This is a genomic window from Streptomyces sp. NPDC056224 (assembly GCF_042267665.1).
In the GTDB taxonomy this organism is placed as follows: Bacteria; Actinomycetota; Actinomycetes; order Streptomycetales; family Streptomycetaceae; genus Streptomyces.
In genome coordinates this window covers 44,460-50,701 of record NZ_JBHJTK010000049.1, presented here as the reverse complement: position 1 = coordinate 50,701, position 6,242 = coordinate 44,460, and the positions used below count along the sequence as shown (strand labels likewise).

At 70.2% G+C, this 6,242-nt stretch carries 7 protein-coding genes; all 7 read right to left on the bottom strand.

The features are described from left to right. Nucleotides 1-63 precede the first annotated feature (63 nt). Nucleotides 64-1,260 carry a DivIVA domain-containing protein gene (locus ACFCZ1_RS33605; protein ID WP_328925227.1) on the bottom strand — a complete coding sequence of 399 codons (1,197 nt, stop codon included), beginning with the start codon at nt 1,258-1,260 and terminating at the stop codon, nt 64-66. 82 nt (nt 1,261-1,342) lie between these two features. Continuing rightward, entirely contained in the window at nt 1,343-1,639 is a 297-nt protein-coding gene (locus ACFCZ1_RS33600; protein WP_030155988.1) for a YggT family protein, read from the bottom strand. Nucleotides 1,640-1,699: 60 nt separating this feature from the next. Then, entirely contained in the window at nt 1,700-2,308 is a 609-nt protein-coding gene (locus ACFCZ1_RS33595) for a cell division protein SepF (protein WP_376682063.1), read from the bottom strand. A 149-nt stretch (nt 2,309-2,457) separates the two neighbouring features. Beyond that, a complete protein-coding gene (locus ACFCZ1_RS33590) occupies nt 2,458-3,177 on the bottom strand; it encodes a YggS family pyridoxal phosphate-dependent enzyme (RefSeq protein WP_376682062.1) in 720 nt (239 codons plus the stop codon). Nucleotides 3,178-3,180: 3 nt separating this feature from the next. Next, the gene (gene pgeF / locus ACFCZ1_RS33585) at nt 3,181-3,912 is read right to left on the bottom strand and encodes a peptidoglycan editing factor PgeF (RefSeq protein ID WP_376682061.1); all 732 of its coding nucleotides are present in this window, start codon (nt 3,910-3,912) and stop codon (nt 3,181-3,183) included. Beyond that, complete coding sequence (ftsZ, locus tag ACFCZ1_RS33580) at nt 3,909-5,111, bottom strand: cell division protein FtsZ (protein ID WP_376682060.1); 1,203 nt, start codon at nt 5,109-5,111, stop codon at nt 3,909-3,911. The genes pgeF and ftsZ overlap by 4 nt, the downstream gene beginning before the upstream one ends. A gap of 277 nt (nt 5,112-5,388) precedes the next feature. Continuing rightward, the gene (locus ACFCZ1_RS33575; protein WP_376682059.1) at nt 5,389-6,225 is read right to left on the bottom strand and encodes a cell division protein FtsQ/DivIB; all 837 of its coding nucleotides are present in this window, start codon (nt 6,223-6,225) and stop codon (nt 5,389-5,391) included. Between the last annotated feature and the right edge of the window lie 17 nt (nt 6,226-6,242).

Here is a 6,242-nt window from a genome sequence, read left to right as displayed (position 1 = left end):
CCCGGGTTCCTATCGGAACCCGGGCCCGGCCCGTAAAGCGACTGCCGACAGGCGCGGCGGCGCCTAGTTGTCGTCCTCGTCGATCAGGAAGCCCCGCATCGGAGACGGCGCCTGCTGCATCGGCTGCGGCGCAGCCGGCCGCACCGGAGCCATCGGCTGGGTCATCGCCGGGGACATCTGCTGCTGGCCGCCGTACGACGGGCCCGCGCCCATCGGGGAGGGACCGCCCATGGGGGACGGGCCACCCATCGAGGGACCGCCCATGGAGTGGCCCATGGCACCGGCCGGAGCCATCGAAGGCGACGGCGAAGGCGGCAGCGCCGGACCGGCGGGCCCACGCGGCGGGGCGAGGGAGTCGTCGGCCTGGGTCTCCAGCTGACGCAGCTGCGACTCCAGGTAGGACTTCAGACGCGTACGGTACTCACGCTCGAAGCCCCGCAGGTCCTCGACCTTGCGCTCCAGCGTGGCGCGGGCGGACTCCAGGGAGCCCATCGCGACGCGGTGCTTCTCCTGCGCGTCCCGCTCCAGCGCGTCGGCCTTGGCACGGGCGTCCCGCTCCAGGCCCTCGGCGCGCGAACGGGCCTCGCCGACGATCTTGTTGGCCTCGGAGCGGGCCTCCGCGATCGCCTGGTCGGCGGTCTGCTGCGCCAGCGACAGGACACGGGCGGCGCTGTCGCCACCGGGGCCCTGCTGGGGAAGCTGCTGCGGCTGCTGCTGGTGCATCTGCTGGCCCATCGGCTGCATCTGCTGGCCCATCGGCTGCATCTGCTGGCCCATGGGCTGCATCTGCTGGCCGAGCGGGTTCTGGCCGCCCATGGACTGCTGACCCATGCCCTGCGGGCCACCCATGGGGTGCTGCTGCATGGGACCGCCCATGGGGCCGCCCATCGGGCCGGGGCCCTGCTGGCCCTGACCGCCGGGGCCCGGCGGGAGCTGCGGCTGGCCGCCCGGCAGCTGGGGCGGGCCCATCTGCGGCTGCTGCTGCTGCGGCGGGCCGGATATGGCCGCGGGCACGGGGGCACCCGGGCCTCGCTGGTCCTGGGGCTCCGGCTTGCGCATGCCCTGCTGCTGCTGGTTCTGCGCGGCGGCACGCGTGGCGGCGGCCAGCTTGGCGCGCAGGTCCTCGTTCTCGCGCAGCAGGCGCGTCAGCTCGGACTCGACCTCGTCGAGGAAGGCATCGACCTCGTCCTCGTCATAGCCTTCTCGCAGGCGGACGGTCGTGAACTGCTTGTTCCGCACGTCCTCGGGAGTCAGCGGCATGTCTTCTTCACCTCTACGTAGTCGTCGGCAGTCGGCAAGACCGTATCGGGACTGTCCCCGCGAGCGCGGAGAAGCTCATCGTTCACACGCTTCTCGCAGCGGTGCTCACGAAACTGATGAGGATGTAAACGATGATCATCAGAACGAAGAAGGACAGGTCGAGTGCCACGCCCCCGAGACGCAACGGCGGAATGAAACGCCGGAGAAGCTTGAGCGGTGGATCGGTGACAGTGTAGGTGGCCTCCAGAACGACCACCATCGCCTTGCCGGGCGTCCATGAACGTGCGAACTGGAACACGTAGTCCATGACCAGTCGGAAGATCAGCACGATCAGGAAGCACATCAGCGCGATGTAGACCACTTGCAGTGCGACGCCCATCCCGCGCTTCCCTCTCCCCGTTCCTCGCTCTGTTCCCGGCCCCGTGTCTGACGGATCGGTCTAGCTTTGGTTGAAGAACCCGCCCTCCGCGATGCGGGCCTTGTCCTCCGCCGTGACATCGACGTTAGCAGGCGACAGCAGGAACACCTTCTGTGTCACGCGTTCAATACTGCCGTGCAGGCCGAAGACGAGGCCGGCGGCGAAGTCCACGAGACGCTTCGCATCCGTGTCGTCCATCTCCGTGAGATTCATGATCACCGGAGTGCCCTCACGGAAGTGTTCCCCGATGGTACGGGCCTCGTTGTAGGTCCGGGGGTGCAGCGTCGTGATGCGGTACGGCTCCCGCTCGGAGACGACCTTGGGCATGATCACGGGGGCGTTCTTCTCCAGGTTGGTGCGGTCAGGTGTGATGGATGCCACGGGGGCAATTCGCGCAGGACGTCCGTTTTCCACCGGGATTGGGGTGGGTTCCCGCTGCGCCGGCGGCTGTGCGATTCGTACCGGTTCGTCCGTTTCAGGCGCTTGATGCACGGGTTGCCGGCGATCCCGGGCCCGCTCCGGCTCCGGCTCGGGCTCGAACTCGTCATCGGGGTCGTACCCCGGGTTGTCGTACCGGTCGTCCTCCACGAGGCCGAGGTAGACCGCCATCTTGCGCATCGCGCCGGCCATTCTCCGAGTCCTCCGCTCTGTGGTGGATCGCCCTGTCGCAGGTGCCGCTGTGTCACGAATGTCACCAACTGCCCGCGATCCACGTGGTCTGCCCGCCCATCAGCGGTAATGACCATATTTTCTGCTGTGGTCCGACTTTCTTGGCGACGTTACCCGAGCCGGGGTCTCGCGCCGAGTACCGCAGTGCCGACGCGTACATGTGTCGCACCGGCCGCAACGGCCTGTTCCAGATCCGCGCTCATCCCGGCCGACACCATCGTGGCAGCCGGATGGTCCGCGCGCAGGCGGGATGACAATTCCACCAGCCGCTCGAAAGCCGCCTGTTCGCGCCCCGCGTACGGCCCGGACAGCGGGGCGACGGTCATGAGGCCGTCGATCCGCAGTCCCGGCGCCCCCGCGACGAGGTCCGCCAACTCCGCCAGCTGCTCCGGCGCCGCGCCGCCCCGGGCCCCCCGCTCGCCCGACTCGGCGTCGAGGGCGATCTGCACGAGGCACCCGAGTTCCCGGCCGGCGCCCGTAGCGGCCGCGGAGAGGGCCGTCACGAGCTTCGGACGGTCGACGGACTGCACCACATGCGCGTATCCCGCCACGGAACGGACTTTGTTCGTCTGCAACTGGCCGACGAAGTGCCAGCTGAGTGGCAGATCCGCACAGGCCGCCGCCTTGGGGGCGGCATCCTGGTCACGATTCTCCGCAACATGACGGACACCCAACTCCGCCAGCAGTCGTACGTCGCTCGCAGGATAGGTCTTGGTGACCACGATGAGCGTCACCCCTTCCCGCTCGCGCCCCGCGGCCGCGCAGGCGGACGCGATGCGTTCCTCCACCCGCGCCAGGTTCTCCGCGAGTTCCGACTTACGGTCCGTCATTTCCTATTCCAACCAGACATATCCGGCAAGCCGCCCGGTCACCCGGTCGCGGCGGTACGAGAAGTGGTCCCGCGACTCCAGTGTGCAGACCGCCGATCGCAGCCCGCCGGTCACCCCCGCCTCCGCGAGCTGGGCGTGCACCCCGGCGACCACGTCGACCGCCGGTGTCCCCCAGCTCGTCTCGGCCCGGGCGGCCGGAACCACTTCCGACACCGCGTCCCGCATCTCGGCGGGCACCTCGTAACACCGCCCGCAGACGGCCGGTCCGGTTCGGGCGACGATCCGCCCCGGCTCGGCCCCGAGGGCGACCATCGCCTCGACCGCGGCGGGGACCACCCCCGCGACCAGTCCGGGCCGGCCCGCGTGGGCGGCGCCCGCGACCCCGGCGACGGGGTCGGCCAGCAGGACCGGCGTGCAGTCCGCGGTGAGCACGGCGAGGGCCAGGCCCCGGCGGGCGGTCACCACCGCGTCCACCGACGGGATCCCGGCCTCCGCGTTCCACGGACCGTCGACCACCGCCACGTCCCGGCCGTGCACCTGGTTCATCCAGACCACCAGGTCCGGGTCGAGCCCCAGGGACCGGGCCGCGCGCGCCCGGTTCGCGAGAACGGCGGCCGGGTCGTCTCCGACCGCGCCGCCGAGGTTGAGCTCTTCGTACGGAACGGCGCTCACCCCGCCCCACCGGTCGGTGAAGGCGAAGTGGGCGCCGCCCACGTGGTGCTGCTCCGGTGTCACTTCAAGAAGTCCGGGACATCCAGTTCCTCGGCCGGGCTGTCCTGGTACGGCCGGGCCGTCGGGACCTGCGGCGCGGGGGCCTGGGGCTCGGCCGGAACCTCGGCCGGGGCCGGAGGGTCCTCGCGCGGGGTGACCGTGCCGAGGCCGCCGAAGGCCGGACGGACCGGCTCGGCCACGCGGACCGGCGCCGGGGCCGGCTCCTCGCGCTTCGTGGACGCGGCGCCGATGACGTTGTCCCGGCGGGCCGGGGGCTGTCCGCCGTCGAAGCCGGCGGCGATGACGGTGACCCGTACCTCGTCGCCGAGCGCGTCGTCGATGACGGCGCCGAAGATGATGTTCGCCTCGGGGTGCGCCGCCTCGCTCACCAGCTGCGCGGCCTCGTTGATCTCGAAGAGACCGAGGTCCGAGCCGCCGGAGATGGAGAGCAGCACGCCGCGGGCGCCGTCGATGGACGCCTCCAGCAGCGGGGAGGAGATCGCCATCTCGGCCGCGGCCACCGCGCGGTCGTCGCCGCGGGCCGAGCCGATGCCCATCAGGGCCGAGCCGGCCTCGGACATCACGGACTTGACGTCGGCGAAGTCGAGGTTGATCAGACCCGGGGTGGTGATGAGGTCGGTGATGCCCTGGACACCCGAGAGCAGGACCTGGTCGGCCGACTTGAAGGCGTCGAGCACGCTGACCTGGCGGTCCGAGATGGACAGCAGCCGGTCGTTGGGGATGACGATGAGGGTGTCGACCTCTTCGCGGAGCTCGGCGATGCCGTCCTCCGCCTGGTTCGCGCGGCGCCGGCCCTCGAAGGTGAACGGCCGGGTGACCACACCGATCGTCAGGGCGCCGAGCGAGCGCGCGATGTTGGCGACGACGGGTGCGCCGCCGGTGCCGGTGCCGCCGCCCTCGCCGGCGGTGACGAAGACCATGTCGGCCCCCTTGAGGACCTCCTCGATCTCCTCGCGGTGGTCCTCTGCCGCCTTGCGACCGACGGCCGGATTGGCGCCGGCGCCGAGGCCCCGGGTGAGTTCACGGCCGACGTCGAGCTTGACGTCGGCGTCGCTCATCAACAGCGCCTGGGCGTCCGTGTTGATGGCGATGAACTCGACGCCCTTGAGGCCGACCTCGATCATTCGGTTGATGGCATTGACACCACCGCCGCCGACACCGATGACCTTGATGACTGCGAGGTAGTTCTGCGGTGCTGCCACGTCGAAGGCCTCTCGCCTCGATTACGTGTCGTCGCCTCGCGGCCTGCGTTGCGACGACTGATGCCGAAATGGGGACGGTCCGAACGCGCCGACCCGAACCCTCACCCTGAAGTTTAGGGTTAGGGGTATGTCTGTTCCTTGGACTCTTCCGAACAGGACACTAAGTCGACAAGTAGCGCGTGTTCAACGAACACGCCGAACCTCCCGTTTTTCTTTTCACCCTATGTGATCACCCGTATCGCTGGCCAACCAGGGTGCTCCGCTGTTGGACCGGGCGTCAACTCCCGGACACCGCAGGGGCGGTGGGGACGCTCACGTCGAAGTGACCGGCCTTCGGTGCGGCTTTCAGCAAAGCGGTCAGCGCCCGCCCCTTCGCGTCGCTCTGTTCGCCACTCCCCCACGCCACGGTCCGGCCCCGGGTGAGCTCCAGCACCACCGAATCGTACGAACCCACCTTGACCTGCAACGTCTCCTTGGCGACCGGTTCCGGGAGGGAGCCGGCCACGAGTACGGCCTCGTGCAGCAGTCGTTCCTCGTCGAAGCGGCGGGCGCTCGGGGACTGCTTCGCGTTCAATTCGAGGACCGGAACGCCCGCGGGCGCTTTCGGAACCGTGTCGAATCGCACACCCGAAGCGTCCACTTCTACGAAGTTGGCGTCCTTTTTGATGAGCAGGACGGGTTTGCGTTCCGTCACTTTCAGCCCGATTCCGTGCGGCCAGGCCCGCACCACGTCGACCGAATCGATGCGGGGCAGGCGGCTGCGGACCCGGTCCTCGATCTCGTCGGTGTCGACGCCCACCAGGGGGGCGCCGACCGGGACGGCCGCCGCGGCCAGCACCTGCTCGGGGGTGAGCACCTCGGTGCCGGTCGCGGTGACCTTCTCGACGCGGAGCCAGGAGGAGCCGTAGAGCGCCCAGGCGCCGCCCGCGGCGAGGAGCACCGCCGCGGCCAGCGAGGCGAGCACAGGACCCCGGCGCAGGCGCCCGCCGGGGCCCTGGGGGCCGGATCCCTTCGACGGCTTCGGGGGTTTGGGCGGCTTGGGAGTGCCGCTGCCCTTGCGGGCGGACGGGCCGGAGCCCCGGTCCCCACGTCGTGCGGTCGTCGCTCCGGCCACTCCTGCGCCTCCTGCGT

What these genes read in the sequence shown, in the direction of transcription:
- ACFCZ1_RS33605 (WP_328925227.1), bottom strand. Translation starts at nt 1,260, where the DNA reads ATGCCGCTGACTCCCGAGGACGTGCGGAACAAGCAGTTCACGACCGTC.
- ACFCZ1_RS33600 (WP_030155988.1), bottom strand. Translation starts at nt 1,639, where the DNA reads ATGGGCGTCGCACTGCAAGTGGTCTACATCGCGCTGATGTGCTTCCTG.
- ACFCZ1_RS33595 (WP_376682063.1), bottom strand. Translation starts at nt 2,308, where the DNA reads ATGGCCGGCGCGATGCGCAAGATGGCGGTCTACCTCGGCCTCGTGGAG.
- ACFCZ1_RS33590 (WP_376682062.1), bottom strand. Translation starts at nt 3,177, where the DNA reads ATGACGGACCGTAAGTCGGAACTCGCGGAGAACCTGGCGCGGGTGGAG.